The sequence below is a fragment of the Brevundimonas sp. genome, from assembly GCF_036677305.1.
Classification (GTDB): Bacteria; Pseudomonadota; Alphaproteobacteria; order Caulobacterales; family Caulobacteraceae; genus Brevundimonas.
The window spans coordinates 1-16,128 of record NZ_JAKFEB010000218.1 but is presented as its reverse complement, the minus strand read 5'-3'; the positions used below and the strand labels follow the sequence as shown (position 1 = coordinate 16,128).

Genomic DNA, 16,128 nt, shown 5'->3' with positions numbered 1-16,128 from the left:
TTTCGCGTCCTGGGCGCCGCGGGCCTCGGCGAGTTCAATGTCGACTTCTACGGCATCGGGTCGGAGGCCGGATCGCGCGGCTTCGCCGTTCCCATCACCCAGGACGCGCGGTTCGGCGTCGCCCAGGGGCTGATGCGGGTCGCGCCGCACACCTATGTCGGACTGCAGTATCGCGCGATCGAGATGGCCACGACGATCAACCTGGAGACGCCGCCCGAGTTTCCCGACATGGACATCCCGCCGCGCGAGCTGGACAGCCGGACCTCGGCCCTCGGGATTTCCGGCGAATACGACACGCGCGACAATGAATACCAGCCGAGCTCCGGCCTCTACGGAAGCGTCGTGTGGCTTCAGTCGGCCGAGGCGCTGGGCAGCGACCACGACTACGGCCGGGCCGAGCTGGAGGTAAACGGCTACACCCTGACCGGTGACCGCACCATCTGGGCGTGGCGGGCCTCGACCTGCTGGGCCGGGGACGAGGCGCCCTTCTACGACATCTGCAATTTCGGCAGCCAGTCGGACCTGCGCGGCTATGTCCAGGGCCGCTACCGCGACCATTCGATGTTCGCCGTCCAGACCGAGTACCGCCGCCGCTTCGCCGGCCGTTTCGGCTTCGTCCTGTTCGCGGGCGTGGGCGCCGTCGGCCCCGCGTTCGGCGACATCGGCCGGGAAGAGCTGTTGCCGGCGGCGGGGGTCGGCCTGCGTTACGAGGCCTCGCGACGCTACGGCGTGAACGTCGGCGTCGACTATGCGGTCGGCGAGGATTCCTCGGCCTTCTATTTCCGGGTCGGCGAGGCCTTCTGACCGGGCCCCGACCGAAAAGGACCGGCCTCGCGCGACGCGAGACCGGCCAGGTTCATCAGCAGCCCGGGGAGAGGAATCGGGCCGCCGGCAAGATGCGAAGGACGGCTCCCTGCCGCAGAAAGGATCGCGGTGACCGGGCTGGAAGCTGACGGTCGGAGGGGCGGAATTCGTCCGGCGCGTATCGAACATGTCGGCTCGCCGTCCAGCTGGATATCGGGCCGCGACTCTAAGGGGCGACGCGAGACCCCTGAGAAAACTTTAGGGGTTTTCCCGGGTCGCGGGGCCGCGCGGACGGCGACCCGTCAGGCCCGGATCAGATTGTGCTTGATGGCGAAGCGCACGAATTCGGCCGCGCGCCGCACCCCCGCCTTGCGCATGGCCGCGGCGCGATGGCTCTCGACGGTCTTGATGCTGATGCCCAGCTTCCGGGCGATCTGTTTGCTGCTGCAGCCCTCGGCGATCAGCTGCGCGACTTCGAGTTCGCGCAGGGTGAAGGTCTCGAGCCGCGACTTGGCGCGATCATGAACCGTGGCGTCGAGCAGCATCTCCGCGATGGCCGGAGAAAAATAGGGGCGGTGAACGGCGAGGGCGGCGATCGCGCCCACCAGCTGGGTCTCGCCTTCGGTCTTCAGAAGATAGCCGCGCGCGCCGGCCGCCAGACCGCCGGTCACGGTCTCGTCGTCATCGTGCATGGTGAAGAGCAGGACCTCGGTGGCCGGGAGCAGTTGCCGGATCTGGCGCGTGACGGCGATGCCGTTGAGACCGGGCATGGAGACATCCAGCACCACGACGTTCGGCTGCTGCGCCTCCACCATGGCCAGGATTTCGGAGCCTTCGCTCGCTTCGCCGCAGACCTCCCAGCCGGGATGATTCGTCACAACGTCACGCACGCCCCTGCGCACAATCTCATGATCGTCCGCGATCAGGACGCGCAACATTCCCGGTTCTCCCCCAGTCTTCATGTTAGAGATAAGGAAAAGTCACCACCTAGTATATAAGTTGAACTACTGATATGAACTTCCACAGGTTGACGCTGCCGTTCGGCTTCTACGTGTTTAATATGTCTGATTATCCGGATACTTCCGCCAACAGAAATCGGGATTTCTGCACCTGAGTCTCAATATGGGCCACAATTAGCCATGATGCCGGCGAGCGACACCGTTCGTTACGCCGAGCTGGCCGAGGGAGACTGGCTTCTCGGCCTGAGTGTTCCATTGGCCATAATCGGGGACGAGGCGAGCGGCTTCCGCTTCACCCACATCAGCGCCGGCTTCCTCCAGGCCATGGGCTGGACTCGCGCCGAAGCCGCGGGACGGACGCTGGAGCAGCTTTTCACGGCGGACGCCCGGCTGATCCTGACCAACGCCCTTTACCGCGTCCTCGAGGGGATGGGCCCCGTGGAAGTGAGCGCGCCGATCCGCCGTTCGGCGCACCAGAGCGACCAGACATCCTTCGCCCTTCGGCCGATGCCGGGCGGCGCCGTAATTGAGATCACCTCGCCGGCGGAACGTGCTGACGGGGTCGTCGGCTGGCGGCGCATCCTGTTCGAGCAGCTCAATCTGGTGGGATCCGGCGCGGCGTCCATCTACGACCGCTCGCCGGCCATGGAGGCGGACATGGCCTCGCTGCTGGGCTTCCCTCCGGGAGAAGCCCCCGCCGAGGTCGATCTGATCCATCCGCAGGACGCGCCGCGCCTCCACGCGCACAGGCGGCGGCTCGCCGCGGCCGACGAAGGCTATATCGCCCGGGTCACCGCGCGGATGCGGCATGCCTGCGGGGACTGGCGCTGGATCGAGATACGCGAGGAGGTTCTGGACCGGACCGCCGACGGCGCCCTGGGCCGGATTCTGGGGTTCGCCCTCGACGTCAGCGAGCATCACGCCCTGCTGGAGGCGACGCACCGGCAGTCGCTGGCGGTCATGCATGCCGAAACCGAGGAGCGTCGGCGGATCGCCCGCGAACTGCACGACACCATGGCGCAGTATCTGGTGGTCATCGATCTGGCGCTGTCGCGTCTGCAGCGCACGGTCGCCGACCCGTTGCCCGAGGGGCCGATCGCGGACATTCGCGAGGCCTTGCGCTCGGCCCATGAAGAGGTGCGCAGCTTCTCCTGGCTGCTTCACCCGCCCGACATCGAACGTCTGGGCCTGGCCCGCGCGATCGAGAAATTCGGCGCGGGTTTCGGCGCCCGCACCAGCCTGTCGGTCATCACCGAAACAGGCGAACTGCCGCCCCTCTCCTCCGCTTCGGAACTGACCCTGTTCCGGATCACGCAGGAGGCCCTGATGAACGTCCACCGGCACGCCCGGGCGACGGAGGTCCACATCCTGCTGAGCGCCGCGTCCCGCAACGCCGTCAGTCTGGACGTGATCGACAATGGCGTCGGCCTGGCGGGCGCGACGGTGGACCCGGCCTCCGGCGAGGGCGCCGGGGTCGGTCTGTCGGGCATGAAGGCGCGGGTCGAGCGTCTGTCCGGGACCATGGCGGTCATGCCCGGCAAGACCGGCTTCCACCTGCGCGTCTCTCTTCCGGTCCAGGGCACGTTGGAAGGCCGCGCCAAACGTCCCCGACGGCGGCGCGCACGGGCTCATGAGGACGAGCGGGGGCCGAAGGCCGCGCCGCCGCGCGCCTGACGGGTCCGGGTTCCTCCGCCCGGCGCCCGCCGCCGCGCTGGCCATGTCGCCTCCGCCTCCGTATAGGCGTTCGCCGGTCCGGCGGGCCGATGGAGAGACCATGGGCGCGGACGATCGCGATTTGACGGCAGATGGCCGAACTCCGGAGGACGGGGCGATCCGCGTCGCGGCCCTGTACCGGTTCGCGGCCATCGCCGATCGCGAGGCGGTGCGGGCGCGGCTGGAGGCGCTCTGCCGTCCCGCGGTGCGCGGCACGCTGCTGGTGGCGCACGAAGGGCTGAACGGGACCATCGCCGGCCCGCCGGCCGCCGTCGAGCGCGTGCTGGCCGGCATCCGCGCCCTGCCGGGCTTCGCCGGCCTGGATGTCAAATTCGCCGCGGCGGCCGCCATGCCGTTCCACCGGCTGAAGGTGCGGATCAAGCCCGAGATCGTCACCATGGGCCAGCCGGACCTGGACCCGTCCGACGCCGGGACCTATGTCGCCCCGGCCGACTGGAACGCCCTGATCCGGGATCCGGACACGGTCGTGATCGACACCCGCAACGACTATGAGGCCGCCGTCGGCGCCTTCGAGGGAGCGATCCAGCCCAACACGCGCGGCTTTCGCGACTTTCCCGACTGGTTCCGGACCGAGGGCCGCGCCCTGCTGGACCGGCCGAACCCGCCGAAGGTCGCCATGTACTGCACCGGCGGCATCCGCTGCGAGAAGGCCACGGCCTTCCTCAAGGCCGAGGGCGTGCAGGACGTCTTCCATCTGGAGGGCGGCATCCTGCGCTATCTCGAGACGACGCCGGAGGCCGACAGCCTGTGGCGGGGCGAGTGTTTCGTCTTCGACGAGCGGGTCGCCGTCGGCCACGGCCTGACGCCGGGCAGTCACAGCCTGTGCCGCGGCTGTCGCATGCCGGTCAGCGAGGCGGGCCGGACGTCGCCGCTTTATGTCGAGGGCGTGGCCTGCGACCGCTGCGCGGACCGGCGCAGCGACGCGGACCGGGCGCGATATCTGGAGCGGGCGAAACAGGTGGAGATCGCCGGGCGGCGGGGCGTGGCCCATATCGGCGCGGTCCAGGCGCCGCCCGGGGACCGCGTCCGCGACTGACCTACTGGTCCTCGTCGAATTTGCGTTCGACCAGGTCGGCGAGCGCGGCCACGGCCGCTTCGGCCTCGGGGCCCTCGCCCCGGATCTCGATGCCGCAGCCGTTGCCGGCGCCCAGCATCAGCAGGCCCATGATCGACAGGGCGTTCACCGTCACCCCGTCGCGGGTCACCTCGACCTCGGCGTCGAAGCCCGAGGCCAGTTTGACGAATTTGGCCGAGGCTCGGGCGTGGAGGCCCCGGGTGTTGCAGATGTTCGCCGTGGCCGTGACGGTCATTTCTCGCCCTGCAGCACCCAGCTGGCGACGGAAATGTATTTGCGGCCCGCGTCCTGGGCGTGGGCCACGCAGGATTCCAGCGGTTCGCGGCCGCGCACGCTGGCCAGTTTGATCAGCATCGGCAGGTTCAGCCCGGCGATGACCTCGGCATGGGTCTCCTCCATCACCGAGATGGCCAGGTTGGAGGGCGTGCCGCCGAACATGTCGGTCAGCAGGATGACGCCGTCGCCGTCGTTCACGGCGTTGGCGGCGTCGACGATGTCGCGCCGGCGGCGCTCCATGTCGTCCTCGGGGCCGATGCAGATGGCCGCGACCCCGCGCTGCGGGCCCACGACGTGCTCCATGGCCGCCAGGAATTCAGAGGCCAGCCCCCCGTGGGTGACGATCACCAGCCCGATCATGACGGTATAACCAAAGCTCACGCCCCGCGTCCGACAGCCCTCGAGCATGCCGCAAGCCGGGCGGAATAGCCCAAGTCCGCGCCGGGTTAAAGCGGGCTGGTCAGCAGTGTGACCTTTTCGACCGCCGAGGGCTCGAATCCGCACAGTCGGACGAGCGGCAGGGAAACCCCGGCGATGACGGTCTCCTCGGCCTCGGGCAGGCGTTCGACGGGCTCTGCCGACAGCTCGACGGCCAGCACCAGCCGGACCAGATCGAGCGCGCAGGCCGGAACGACGCCGACGCCCCGCGCCTCGATGCGGCCGGCGATGGTCTCGGGGCAGGTGGCGTAGAGCGCGGCGCCGGAGGCGAAGACATGGGCGTAGTCGTCGGCCACCAGCCGCCAGCCCTGGCCGATCAGCCGCAGGGCCAGGTCGCTCTTGCCCGCGCCGGACGGGCCGGTGACCAGGACGCCGCGCCAGCCGGACGCCGGGGTCCAGCGCGCCGCGACGGTGCCGTGCAGGGGCTGGTCGCTCATCCGCGGCGGCCGACGAAGGTCAGCGGCAGGGCGACCTCGAAACGGGCGCCGAGGACCGCGCCGGTCTCGTCGGTCCGGTTTTCCGCACGGATGGCGCCGCCGTGGGCCTCGACGATCTGCCGGGCGATCGACAGGCCGAGACCGGAGTTGGCGCCGAAGGCCGTGCCCTTGGGCCGCGAGGTGTAGAAACGCTGGAAGACGGTTTCGAGGTTGTCCGGGGGGATGCCGGGACCGTCGTCCTCGACGCGGACCCTGGCGGGATGATCCGCGTCGGAAGGCTCGCGGGACAGCGTCAGCCGCACCTGGCCGTCGGCGGGGCTGAACGAGCGGGCGTTGTCGATCAGGTTGCGGAACACCTGTCCCAGGGGGCCGTCGCGGCCCGTGACCAGGACGTGGTCGCCCGCCGGCGCCTGGAAGACGATGCGCGGCTCGCCCGGCTTCCGGCCCGCTTCATAGACGCCGACGATCTCGGTGAGCAGGGTGGTCAGGTCGATGGTGCGGGGCCGGTCGCGCGCCAGTTCGGCGTCCAGACGCGAGGCGTTGGAGATGTCCGTGATCAGCCGGTCCAGCCGCCGCACGTCCTGTTGCAGCAGGGCCGTCAGCTTCTCGCGCTGGGCCTCGGTCTTGACCAGCGGCAGGGTCTCGAGCGCCGAACGGATCGAGGTCAGGGGGTTCTTGATCTCGTGCGAGACGTCGGCGGCGAACCGTTCGATGGCGTCCATGCGGTCGGACAGGGTCTCGGTCATGGTCTCCAGCGAGCGGGCCAGATCGCCGATCTCGTCCTTGCGGCCCTCGAGATCGGGCAGGGAGATGGCGCGGGCCCGCTGCAGCCGGACCTCGTCCGCCGCCGCCGACAGCCGCATCACCGGCCGCGCCACGAACAGGTGCATCAGCAGGGAGCCCAGCAGGTTCACGAACAGGGCCACCAGGGCAAAGGGCATCAGGGCGCGGCGCTGGGCGGCCAGGGTCTCGTCCACGTCGCCCGCCTCGAGCGTCAGCACGCCCAGAACCTGCTGGACGTGGCGCACGGGTATGGAGACCGAGACCACGCGGTCGCCGCTTTCGGAGCGGCGCAGGCCGGACTGGACCTGGCCGTCCAGCGCCGCCTCGACCTCGGCGGCCAGGTCGCCGCGGGCGCGTTCGACCTCCGCCTCGGCGCGCTTCTCGGCCGCGAAATCGGCCTTCACCGGCGGACTGCCCGCGGGTCGGGCGGGCGGCAGCGGCTCGCCGGGGATGCGCTCGGTGACCGCATAGCTGTCCGCCACCAGCAGGCCGTCCAGATCGAACAGCCGCGCCCGCTGCCCCTCCGGTATGAAGTCGTCGACCAGTTGGCGCGACGCCTCGACCGGATCGAAGGCGGGCGTCGGTTCGCCGGTCGTGATGCTCAGCTTGCTGAGCACGTTGGACAGCAGCTCGGCCTGGGCCACGAGGGTTTCTTCCCGCGCCGCGATCAGGCCCCGCGACCACTCGTTCAGCAGCAGGGCCCCGACGAACAGGATCAGCAGGCTGAGCAGGTTCAGGGCCAGGATCAGGCCGCCGAGCCGCGACCCCCCGAAGCGTTTCACCGGGCGGCGCGGTTCATCGTCTCCCGGCGGGAGCGGATCAGCTTTCGCGATAGCGGTATCCAACGCCATACAGGGTCTCGATGGCGTCGAACTCGGGGTCGACAACCCGGAACTTCTTCCGCATCCGCTTCACGTGGCTGTCGATGGTGCGGTCGTCGACATAGACCTGGTCGTCGTAGGCGGCGTCCATCAGGTTGTCGCGGCTCTTCACGAAGCCGGGACGCTGGGCCAGGGCCTGCAGCAGCAGGAATTCGGTGACGGTCAGCTTGACCGGCTTGCCTTCCCAGGTGCTCTCGTGCCGGGCCGGGTCCATCGACAGCTTGCCGCGCTTGATGGCCTTGGACGCGTTTTCGCCCGAGGGTTCCGGCTCGCCGCCGTCGGCGCCCGTCCGGCGCAGCAGCGCCTTGACCCGTTCGATCAGCAGACGCTGGCTGAAGGGTTTGTGGATGTAGTCGTCCGCGCCCAGGTTGAAGCCCAGGATCTCGTCGATCTCCTCATCGCGCGAGGTCAGCATGATGACCGGGATCTGCGAGGTCTGTCGCAGGCGGCGCAGCACCTCCATCCCGTCCATGCGGGGCATCTTGACGTCCAGGATGGCGAGGTCGGGCGGGCTGGCCTCCAGCGCTTCCAGGCCCGCGGCCCCGTCGTGATAGGCCGTGATCTTGTGGCCGTGGCTTTCCAGCGCCAGCGAGACGGAGGCGACGATGTTCTCGTCGTCGTCGACCAGGGTGATGTTGGCCAAAGGCGGTCTCCTTGAAGGCTCTTCGTTCGTCGTTCGCAGTCTCAACGCACGGCAAGCGTTACCGTTCTAATCCATCATTGTCCGGGGTCGGTCGACCGAAAACCCGGATGGCGAGGCTCCTAGATGGGCCGCATCGCCACAATTGACAACGAAACCCCGCCTTAAAGCCTTTGCGCCATGATGGAGCGGAACAGTTCGAGCGTTTTGATGGCCGGCTCCGTCCACTACGAAGTTTACATACGAAAGACGGCTCCCGCGCCCTGGACCCTCCAGATGGCGACGGAGGACCGCACCGTCGCGGTCCAGTCCGCCGAGGACATGCTGGCCGACAAACGGGCGGCGGCCGTGCGGGTGACCCGGGAAGTCCTCGATCCCGACACCATGGAGTTCGCCAGCTCGACCGTCCTGACCCGCGGCGCGCCCGAGGTCCGGCAGAAGCGGGTGGTGCCCGAGGAAGAGAGCGGCCCGCGCTGCAACGGGCCGCAGGATCTCTACACGCCCCAGGCGCGCGAGGTGATCGGCCGGGTGCTGGAGGACTGGCTTGTCCGTCAGGGCGTGACGGCGTTCGAACTGCTGCACCGTCCCGATCTGGCGGAAAAGCTGGAAGCGTCGGGCATGGAACTGCAGCACGCCATCCAGAAGGTCGCCGTGCCCGAGAGCCAGGCCGTCGGCCAGCCCGTCCACGAACTGGTCCGCCATTATCAGAAGCTGGCCGAAAAGGCCCTCGAACGGGTGATCGCCGCGGGCCGTCGCGGCCAGTTCCCCGGCCTCGAAGACCATTCCATCGCCGACCTGGCGCACCGGCTGGAAGGCCAGCCCGACCGCGCCTTCATCATGGGCGGCGTCGTGTCCTGCGCCCTGACCGGACTGCGCGGGGGCCGGACGCGGCTGGACCGGCTGATGGACCTGGCCGAGCGCGCGCCGATGGACGGCCATCCGCGCGCCATGGTGCTGGTCCCCATCGAACAGATCCTGTGCGAGATGCTGGCGGCGCGGACCAATCTGGCGGACATCCTCGGCCCCGGGCTTGATCAGGGCGCGTCGCTGGCGGCCGTGGTGCGGATGGTCGCGCCGGACGAGATCGCCGCCCTGATGCGCACGGACGCGCGGATGACCCTGCAGATGCCCAATGTCGACGGGCCCGCCGCCCGGCTGGGCCTGCGGCTTGAGGCGGGCGAATTTCCCCTGCTCGCCGCCGCGCTGGCGCGAATGGTTCTGCGCGAGCTGATGAGCCCCCGCCGCCTGCGCCCCAACGACGCCGCCGGCGAGATCGACATCCTGCGCACCCTGGCCATGGCCCTCACCGTCACCGCCGGCCGCCTGCTCACGCTGGAAGAGGTCCAGAACGCCTTCAACGAGCGTTCCAAGGCCATCGTCACCGCCGATTTCGTCGGCGCCTACGCCAAGACCTGCTCCACCGTGCTGTGCGAGGCCGAGGCCCTGACCCGGCTGTGCGAGAACGTCACCGGCACGGCCAACAAGCGCTCGGCGGCCCGCTGGCTGTCGGCCTGCGTGGGTTCGCTGCGGTTCGAGACCGAGATGCGCGCCGCCGCCGGCCAGACACCGGCCCAGAAACTGGGCGTTCTGGCCAATCTCCAGCGGGCCGTGCACAGCTGCGGCCTCAACGAGCGGGACGACGCCGAGATTTCAGCCGCGATCGGGACGGTCGGCGGGACGGTCGAGGGAGAGGCCAGGATTGTGGCGATGCTGGCGCGCTCGCCCGCGCCCCTGCCGCAGAAGCTGTCGGCGCTCCTGCGCATGGCCGCCGGCGAGACCGCGCCCATGGGCCCGGCCGCCGACCGGGCCAAGGCCGAGGCCGTCAAGCTGTTCCGCGCGCCGCAGTCCCGCGCGACCCTGTCGACCACGCCCGAGGCCCTGGCGCCGCTGAAGGGCCTGATGAAGGCGGCCGGTCTGGCCGCCTGACCGCGCGACGACCTCAGTCGAAGATGTCGAAGATGCTGTCGCGCTTCTTCTTCTTGTAGCGGTAGTCGTCGTCATCGCGGCTGCGGTAGCGCTCGTCGCGATAGGCCGGCTGCGAGCCCCAGGGCTGCTGGGGCGGCTGTTGCGGCGGGTAGGGCTGCTGGGCCTGCGGCGGCGGGGCGGCCACGGGCGCGGGTTGGGGCGCGGATGCGCGTCCCTCTTCGGTCGCCGAAGCCATCAGCTTCTCCAGCTCGCCCCGGTCCAGCCAGACGCCGCGGCAGCTGGGACACATATCGAACTGCACGCCGCCCCGTTCCAGCGTCTGCATGGCGGCGTTGTCGTTCGGGCACATCAAGAGCGGCATCGTCGTCTCCAGTCACAAAGGGGATCATCCGTAGAGCTAGGGGGCGTCCGGGGTTCCGCCAACGTGACGAAGGGCCGCGCCGGTCTCAGGTCGCCGGCGGGCCGCCTCCCGCCGCGATCCAGGCGTCGACCTGGTCTTCCAGCACTTCCAGCGGCACGGAGCCCGAGCCCAGGACCACCGCGTGATAGTCGCGCACGTCGAACCGGTCACCCAGCGCGGCTTCGGCCCGCGCGCGCAGCTCGCGGATCTTCAGCTCGCCGATCTTGTAGCTGGTCGCCTGCCCCGGGTTGGTGATGTAGCGCTCGACCTCCTTGACGATGTCGCGCTCGCTCAGCAGCGAGTTGCGCTGGAAATATTCGATGGCCTGTTCCCGGCTCCAGCGCTTGGCGTGCAGCCCCGTGTCCGTGACCAGACGCACCGCGCGCCACAGCTCCAGCGACAGCCGGCCGAAGTCCGAATAGGGGTCCGGGTAGTAGCCCATCTCCTTGCCGAGCCGCTCGGCGTACAGGCCCCAGCCCTCGGCATAGGCGCCGTAGCCGCCGAAGCGGCGGAAGCGCGGCATGCCCTCGATCTCCTGCGCATAGGCGATCTGGAAATGGTGGCCGGGCGCGCCCTCGTGATAGCTGATGGCCTCGATCTGGGGCTTCAGCACCTGGGTCATGTCGGACAGGTTGACGTAATAGATGCCGGGCCGCGTCCCGTCCGGCGACGGCGAATTATAGAAGGCGACGGAGGCCGTCGCCTCGCGCCAGGGCTCGACCGACCGCACCTCCAGCGCCGCCTCGGGCAGGTCGTGGAAATACCGCGGCGCGTCGACCATCACCTGGGCGATGAAGGCGCGGGAGTCGGTCAGATACTGCTCCTTGCCCTCGGGCGTGTTCGGATACTGGAAGCGCGGGTCCGTCTTGATGAAGGCGAAGAAGTCCTGCAGCGAGCCGGTGAAGCCGACGGCGGCCTTGATGACCTCCATCTCGGCCTGGATGCGCGCCACCTCGGACAGGCCGGTCTCGTGGATCTGGTCCGCCGTCAGGGTCGTGGTCGTCGAGAGCTGAAGCCGGGCGTTGTAGAAGGCCTCGCCGTCGGGCAGCCGCCACACGCCGCCGTCGCGGTCGGGCATGGCCGCCGCCTGCTGCTGCACCTCGGCCAGGGCCGCCAGCACGCCTTCGTAGCCGCGCTTCCATTCGCCGGTCAGGGCCGCCCGACCCTCGGCCAGCAGCCGGTCCTTCGTCGCCTGATCGGCCTCCAGCGCGCCGACCTTCTTCTGGAAGTCCGCCCAGACCGGATTGTCGGCCCCGCCGTCGAAGGGCGCGCCGGCGATGATGTTGCGAGTGTTGGCGATCGAGGGCTCGAACACGAAATTCGGCGAGACGACCCCCTTCGACGCCCGGTCGCGCAGCTCGGCGGCGATCTCGCCCATGACCCGCTCCGAGTCCCGCAGGCGCGCGACATAGGCCTCGGCGTCGGAGACGCTGCCTACGCGGTGGTTGTTGATCATGAACACGGGCAGGCCCGTCGTCGGATTGCCGTTGGCGGCGAACTGATAGCCCCAGTCGCGCCAGCGGTTCGACAGCCGCGCCTGCTGGACGCCGTATTCGAACAGCCGCCAGGACATCCGGCTGTCGGCGCTCAGCGTCCGCGGATTGAACTGGTCGTTCAGCTGCGCCAGCTGCCGCTCGGCGAGAGCCAGCGCCCGGTCGGAGGCGGCGTCGGTGGCGTCGTCCAGCTTGTCGTAGTCGGTCTTGAGTCCCAGCGAGGTCATCTGCTGCGGGCTCAGCGCGATCCGTTCCTGGAACGCCTGTTCGAAGAAGGCCGCCAGCCGGGCGTCCTCGCTCTGCGCGGGCGCCGCAGCGGGGCCGGGAGTCTGGGCCAGTGAGACGGCGGGTGCGCCGGTCAGCAGGGCGACGACGGCGGCGGACGAGACGAGCAGACGGCGCATGGGAACTCCGGAAAGACTGGGGGCGTGACCTTCACCGACGCCGGGCCAAGGCGCAAGCCGCGGGCGTCAGGCGTCCGGCGCGGGTGTCTTGCGGGACCGGGCGATCTTCGCGCTCTCGGCCTTCAGCGGCTTGGACACCGGACAGACCTCCTGGGCGTAGGCGTTCAGGGTGTTGGCCAGATGGTCGGGGACCAGGCTGTAGTGGACGAACTGGCCGCGTTTTTCGCTGGCGACCAGACCGGCGTTCTCGAGCACCGTCAGGTGTTGCGACACGGCCGGCTTGGAGATTTCGAACCGGGCCGCGATCTCGCCCGCCGTCATGTCGGCATGCGCCAGATAGGCCAAAATCCTGCGCCGGATGGTGGATGACAGGGCTTCAAAGACGCGTTGCATGGTGCGACATTTAAGCGATTTGCTAACCGCTTGCCAGTCCCTCATTTCAGTGTTTAAGTTATGACTTAAATACTGAAAGGCTTGGCGATGCACGACCACCACGATCCCTGCGCCGTGAACAGTCTGATCGAGCCGGCCGGATGCAGCCCCGTCGAGGGGCGCGTCGTCTGGGACCCAGCCCACTCCCTGTGGAACGGCGGCATGCTGGCCGTCGCGCTGGTGTTCGGGCCGCTTACCTTCAGCTGGAGCGCGCTGGCGGTGTTCGCGGCGACCACGGGCGGAGCCCTGCTGCTGGGCCATTCGGTCGGGTTTCACCGACGGCTGATCCACGGCAGCTTTGAATGCCCGCTGTGGCTAGAGCATTGTCTGGTCTGGGTCGGGACAGCCGTGGGCATGAGCGGGCCGCTCTGGATGATCCGCACCCACGACCTGCGCGACTGGGCCCAAAGGCAGACGGACTGCCACGACTATCTGGCCCACCGGCGCCCCATGCTGATCGACGCCGTCTGGCAGATACATTGCCGGCTGGAGCTGGCCCGGCCTCCGGCCTTCGACCTCGGCCGGGTTCAGCGCGACCGGTTCTACCGCTTCCTCGAACGGACCTGGATGCTGCAGCAGGTTCCGATCGCGGCCGGCCTGTACCTTCTCGGCGGCTGGGGCTTCGTGGTCTGGGGCGTCTGCGCCCGGGTCGCCGCGTCCGTGACCGGCCACTGGTTCGTCGGCCATCTGGCGCATCGGCGCGGGCCGCAAAGCTGGCGCGTCAAGGGTGCGGGCGTTCAGGCCCATGACGTGCCTTGGGCCGCCATCCCGACCATGGGCGAGGCCTGGCACAACAATCATCACGCCTATCCCGGTTCGGCGCGCATCGGCCTCCATCCGGGGCAGAGCGATTGGGGCTATGCCGTCATCCGCCTGTGCGAGCGGCTTGGGTTGATGTGGGACGTGCGGACGCCCGACACGCTGGGCAAGCGCCCCGGTCTCTCCGAGGTCTCTCGACACGGGACGGGCTTGGCGGCACAGTCGCCACATGGACACCGCAATTCACAGCTGGCCCGCTGAGGCCGAAACCCTCTTGGACGACCTCGTCGACCTCCGCCGCGCGATCCACCGCGAGCCCGAACTGGGCCTCCAGAACCCGAAGACGCTCGCGAAGATCAAGGAGGCGCTCACCGGCCTGCCGCTCGAATTTCGCGAGGGGCCCTCGACCACCGGCCTGATCGCGATCCTGCGCGGTCCCGCCAACGGGCGCACCGTTCTGCTGCGCGGCGACATGGATGCGCTGCCGCTGCTCGAGGACACGGGCCTCGATTTCTCGTCAGAGACCACCGGCGCGATGCACGCGTGCGGGCACGACACGCATGTCGCGATGCTCGTCGGCGCGGCGAAGCTGCTGTGCGCGGCGCGCGACCGCCTGCCCGGCACCGTGATGTTCATGTTCCAGCCGGGCGAGGAAGGCCATCATGGCGCGCGCTTCATGCTGAACGATGGCATCATCGATCCGCTGCCCGACGCCGCCTTCGCGCTCCACATCATGCCCAACGCGCCGCATGGCATCTTCGCGGGGCGTGCGGGGCCGTTGCTCGCTTCGTCCGACGTGCTGTCGATCACCGTGAAGGGCGCGGGCGGCCACGCCTCGATGCCCCACGATGCCGTCGACCCGATCCCGGTTGCTTGTTCTATCGTAACCGCGATCCAGACGATGGTGACGCGCCGCATCTCGGTCTTCGACCCCGCCGTCGTCACGATCGCCAAGATCGCGGCGGGAACGACGAACAATATCATCCCCGAGACCGCCGAGATGCTCGGCACGATCCGCACCCTTTCCCCGGAAAGGCGCGCGATGGTCGCGCGCGAGCTGAAGCGCCTCGCCCCCGCGATCGCCGAGGCGCATGGCTGCACCGCCGAGGTGCAGATCGAGGAGGGTTTCCCCGTCACCATCTGCGACAGCCGCGCGGTCGCGTTCGGGCAGTCGGTTGTCGAAGAGACGTTCGGCGAGCAGGCCTGGCTGACGATGGACAATCCGGTGATGGGCGCCGAGGATTTCTCCTACGTGCTCGAAAAGGTCCCCGGCGCAATGTTCTGGCTCGGCGCGAGCGCCGAAGGCAGCGACTGGCGCGCCTGCTGCGGGCTGCACTCGAACCGCATGGTCCTCGACGAAAAGGTGATGGCACGCGGTGCCGCGCTGCATGCCGCGCTCGCCGAGCGGTTCCTGAACGAGGGGTTCGCGTAAACGATTCTCACGCAAAGGTTTCTTTGTGTCTTCGCGCCTTTGCGTGAAACTCAAATAGGACGACGCTTGCGGTCAAACGTAACGCTTCCTAGATTTGCCCGGGGGTGCCTCCATCCAAAAGGACCACATATGATCAATATCATCGGCGCCATCCTTTCGGGCCTGATCATCGGGGCGCTCGCGCGCTTCTTCTACCCCGGCGCGGTGCAGATGGGGTGGGTCGCGACCATCCTGCTCGGCATCGGCGGGTCACTGCTCGCCGGGCTCGTCACTTCACGCGGGCGGGCGGATTTTCACCGCGCGGGCTGCCTCGCCTCGGTGATCGGCGCAGTCGTGCTGATCCTCGTCGGGAGGCTGCTCAGCGTCGGCGGGTAGGCAGAAGGTAATCCCCGGCTGTCAAAGGCGGGGCCGACGACCAAAGTGGGGAACAATAGCCATGGCGAATGCCATCGGACATCTCGCGGCATGGGCCAGCCGCACCTATCCGTTCGAGAAGGGCCAGTGGCGTCTCGGCAGCCTCGCCTACCGCCTGCTGCCCGAAGCCGCGGTGCGGTCGCAGATCCGCACCGCCCAAACGCGTCACGGCTTTGCGATGCGGCTCGACCTCGGCCAGTTCGTCAACCGCACCATCTATTGCACCGGCGGCTGGGAGCCGCTCGAGACGATGGTCATATCGGCGGCGCTGAAACCCGGCGACAGCTTCGTCGATGTCGGCGCGAATATCGGCTTTTTCTCTCGCTGCTCGCCCACCGGCTCGTCGGACCCGAAGGCCGCATCCACGCCATCGAGGCCACCCCCTCGACCGCCGACCTGCTTGACGACAATATCGCGCGCAACGATGCGGGCGCGATCCGCGTCCACCGCTGCGCGGCCAGCGACCGCGAAGGCATGGCGAACATGGTGGTGCACGATGCCGGCAATATCGGCAGCAACCATTTGTCCTTTGACCGCGAAGGCGCGGGCGCAGGAATCCCGCTGCGCCGCCTCGACAGCCTGCTCGCCGGCGAGGCGATCCGCCTGATCAAACTCGACATCGAGGGCGCCGAGGCGATGGCGCTGCGCGGTGCGGGCGCGCTGCTCGACGGCGACACGACGCCCGCACTCTTGTTCGAATTCTCGCCGAACATGCTGCGCGGAATGGGCGACGACCCCGCGGCGTTGCTCGCCCACCTGGAGGGCAAGGGCGCGACCGTGCTCGACCAGACCGGGCTGGCGCAGAAGGGCGGCGCGGTCACCACCCACATCCGCATCGCGC

General features: G+C 68.9%; 17 protein-coding genes. 8 read left to right on the top strand and 9 right to left on the bottom strand.

Features of this window, described 5'->3' with window-relative positions:
* Nucleotides 1-804 (top strand): BamA/TamA family outer membrane protein (locus V6M42_RS12575; RefSeq protein WP_332678782.1); only part of this gene is annotated, 804 nt, incomplete at its 5' end.
* 302 nt (nt 805-1,106) lie between these two features.
* On the opposite strand, the gene V6M42_RS12570 is transcribed toward V6M42_RS12575, so the two are convergent.
* On the bottom strand, nt 1,107-1,742 hold the full coding sequence (locus V6M42_RS12570) for a response regulator transcription factor (RefSeq protein WP_332657312.1): 636 nt from the start codon (nt 1,740-1,742) through the stop codon (nt 1,107-1,109).
* A 276-nt stretch (nt 1,743-2,018) separates the two neighbouring features.
* Here V6M42_RS12570 and V6M42_RS12565 point away from each other — a divergent pair, with 276 nt between their 5' ends.
* A complete protein-coding gene (locus V6M42_RS12565) occupies nt 2,019-3,437 on the top strand; it encodes a histidine kinase (protein ID WP_332678781.1) in 1,419 nt (472 codons plus the stop codon).
* A 157-nt stretch (nt 3,438-3,594) separates the two neighbouring features.
* Complete coding sequence (trhO, locus tag V6M42_RS12560) at nt 3,595-4,533, top strand: oxygen-dependent tRNA uridine(34) hydroxylase TrhO (protein ID WP_442880966.1); 939 nt, start codon at nt 3,595-3,597, stop codon at nt 4,531-4,533.
* 1 nt (nt 4,534) lies between these two features.
* Here trhO and V6M42_RS12555 read toward each other — a convergent pair whose 3' ends face one another.
* From V6M42_RS12555 to V6M42_RS12535, 5 genes are all read right to left on the bottom strand, one after another.
* Entirely contained in the window at nt 4,535-4,807 is a 273-nt protein-coding gene (locus V6M42_RS12555; RefSeq protein WP_332678779.1) for an HPr family phosphocarrier protein, read from the bottom strand.
* Nucleotides 4,804-5,208: a PTS sugar transporter subunit IIA gene (locus tag V6M42_RS12550; protein WP_056616976.1), complete on the bottom strand. Its 405-nt coding sequence runs from the start codon at nt 5,206-5,208 to the stop codon at nt 4,804-4,806. The genes V6M42_RS12555 and V6M42_RS12550 overlap by 4 nt, the downstream gene beginning before the upstream one ends.
* An 86-nt stretch (nt 5,209-5,294) precedes the next feature.
* A complete protein-coding gene (locus V6M42_RS12545) occupies nt 5,295-5,723 on the bottom strand; it encodes an HPr kinase/phosphorylase (RefSeq protein WP_332678778.1) in 429 nt (142 codons plus the stop codon).
* The gene (locus V6M42_RS12540) at nt 5,720-7,357 is read right to left on the bottom strand and encodes a stimulus-sensing domain-containing protein (RefSeq protein WP_332657305.1); all 1,638 of its coding nucleotides are present in this window, start codon (nt 7,355-7,357) and stop codon (nt 5,720-5,722) included. Before V6M42_RS12540 ends, V6M42_RS12545 begins: the two co-directional genes overlap by 4 nt.
* Nucleotides 7,326-8,030, bottom strand: coding sequence for a response regulator transcription factor (locus V6M42_RS12535; RefSeq protein ID WP_332657304.1), 705 nt, complete (start codon nt 8,028-8,030; stop codon nt 7,326-7,328). Before V6M42_RS12535 ends, V6M42_RS12540 begins: the two co-directional genes overlap by 32 nt.
* Before the next feature lie 207 nt (nt 8,031-8,237).
* On the opposite strand from V6M42_RS12535, the gene V6M42_RS12530 reads away from it, so the two are divergent.
* Complete coding sequence (locus V6M42_RS12530) at nt 8,238-9,953, top strand: hypothetical protein (RefSeq protein WP_332678776.1); 1,716 nt, start codon at nt 8,238-8,240, stop codon at nt 9,951-9,953.
* A gap of 13 nt (nt 9,954-9,966) precedes the next feature.
* On the opposite strand, the gene V6M42_RS12525 is transcribed toward V6M42_RS12530, so the two are convergent.
* From V6M42_RS12525 to V6M42_RS12515, 3 genes are all read right to left on the bottom strand, one after another.
* Nucleotides 9,967-10,314 (bottom strand): TFIIB-type zinc ribbon-containing protein, encoded by a 348-nt coding sequence (locus V6M42_RS12525; RefSeq protein ID WP_332657300.1) that lies wholly within the window; start codon nt 10,312-10,314, stop codon nt 9,967-9,969.
* 85 nt (nt 10,315-10,399) lie between these two features.
* Complete coding sequence (locus tag V6M42_RS12520; RefSeq protein ID WP_332678774.1) at nt 10,400-12,250, bottom strand: DUF885 domain-containing protein; 1,851 nt, start codon at nt 12,248-12,250, stop codon at nt 10,400-10,402.
* Nucleotides 12,251-12,316: 66 nt separating this feature from the next.
* The gene (locus V6M42_RS12515) at nt 12,317-12,643 is read right to left on the bottom strand and encodes a metalloregulator ArsR/SmtB family transcription factor (protein WP_332678772.1); all 327 of its coding nucleotides are present in this window, start codon (nt 12,641-12,643) and stop codon (nt 12,317-12,319) included.
* A gap of 87 nt (nt 12,644-12,730) precedes the next feature.
* Here V6M42_RS12515 and V6M42_RS12510 point away from each other — a divergent pair, with 87 nt between their 5' ends.
* The 4 genes from V6M42_RS12510 to V6M42_RS12495 form a co-directional block, all read left to right on the top strand.
* On the top strand, nt 12,731-13,702 hold the full coding sequence (locus V6M42_RS12510) for an acyl-CoA desaturase (protein WP_332678771.1): 972 nt from the start codon (nt 12,731-12,733) through the stop codon (nt 13,700-13,702).
* Complete coding sequence (locus V6M42_RS12505; protein WP_332678770.1) at nt 13,671-14,873, top strand: M20 metallopeptidase family protein; 1,203 nt, start codon at nt 13,671-13,673, stop codon at nt 14,871-14,873. The genes V6M42_RS12510 and V6M42_RS12505 overlap by 32 nt, the downstream gene beginning before the upstream one ends.
* 129 nt (nt 14,874-15,002) lie before the next feature.
* Nucleotides 15,003-15,248, top strand: coding sequence for a GlsB/YeaQ/YmgE family stress response membrane protein (locus tag V6M42_RS12500; protein ID WP_332678768.1), 246 nt, complete (start codon nt 15,003-15,005; stop codon nt 15,246-15,248).
* A gap of 258 nt (nt 15,249-15,506) precedes the next feature.
* A partial coding sequence (locus V6M42_RS12495) for an FkbM family methyltransferase (RefSeq protein WP_332678766.1) occupies nt 15,507-16,128 on the top strand: 622 nt, incomplete at its 3' end.